This is a genomic window from Stenotrophomonas sp. HMWF003, assembly GCF_003061285.1.
Classification (GTDB): Bacteria; Pseudomonadota; Gammaproteobacteria; order Xanthomonadales; family Xanthomonadaceae; genus Stenotrophomonas; species Stenotrophomonas maltophilia_AP.
Map to the genome: position 1 here is coordinate 1 of NZ_QAIW01000316.1, position 872 is coordinate 872.

Annotated in this window: 1 pseudogene; it reads left to right on the top strand. The window is 69.0% G+C overall.

The window, feature by feature from the left end:
* Nucleotides 1-579 (top strand): annotated as a pseudogene (locus tag DBR34_RS12900) (peptidase M14); the annotation flags it as partial.
* Nucleotides 580-872 lie beyond the last annotated feature (293 nt).

Here is an 872-nt window from a genome sequence, read left to right on the forward strand (position 1 = left end):
GTGCTGGCCGGCGGCACCTACACCGACGTGGACGCTGCTGCGGTGGCTGCGTTGAAGCGCTGGATCAACGCGGGCGGTTCGCTGGTGACCTACGGCACCGCCGCGCGCTGGGCGATCGAACAGAAGCTGGCCGACGAAGTGCTGGGCGAGGACGAGAAGGAACCCGACGCAGCGCGGCGTGCCTTCGGCGACCAGCGCGACATTGCCGCCATCGAACGGGTGAGCGGCAACATCCTCAGTGCCGACGTGGACACCAGCCACCCGCTGGGCTTCGGCCTGCCGCGCACGCAGTTGGCGATCAACAAGGAAAACGGCATCCGCTTCAAGCCCAGCCGCAATCCGTTCTCCACCGTGGTGCGGGTGGATGAAACGCCGCGCGTCAACGGCTACCTGTCCGAGACCAACCGCAACCGCGTCGCGGGTGCAGCCTGGCTGCTGGTATCGCCGCAGGGGCAGGGCAACGTGGTGCTGTTCGCCGACGACCCGGCCCACCGCAAGTACTGGCACGGCACCGAGCGCCTGCTGTTGAACGCCATCTTCTTCGGCAACCAGCTCAACCCGACCAAACAACGCAGCTGACGCCCGCGGGTAGAGCCGACCGTTGGTCGGCTATCGGGGTGCCCGAACGGTGCGCAGCCGACCAACGGTCGGCTCTACCGCGCTGCCCGAACGGTGCGCAGCCGACCAACGGTCGGCTCTACCGGGGCCTCCCATCCGGCACAAAAAAGGGCGACGCATGAAGCGTCGCCCTTGTCTGTTTCACCGGTCCGCGAACGGATCAGCTGGCGCGGGCACCGCCGCCGCCCTGGCCACGGCCACCACCGCCGCCATTGCCACCGCCACGGCGCTGGCCCTGCGGCTGGCCACCACGC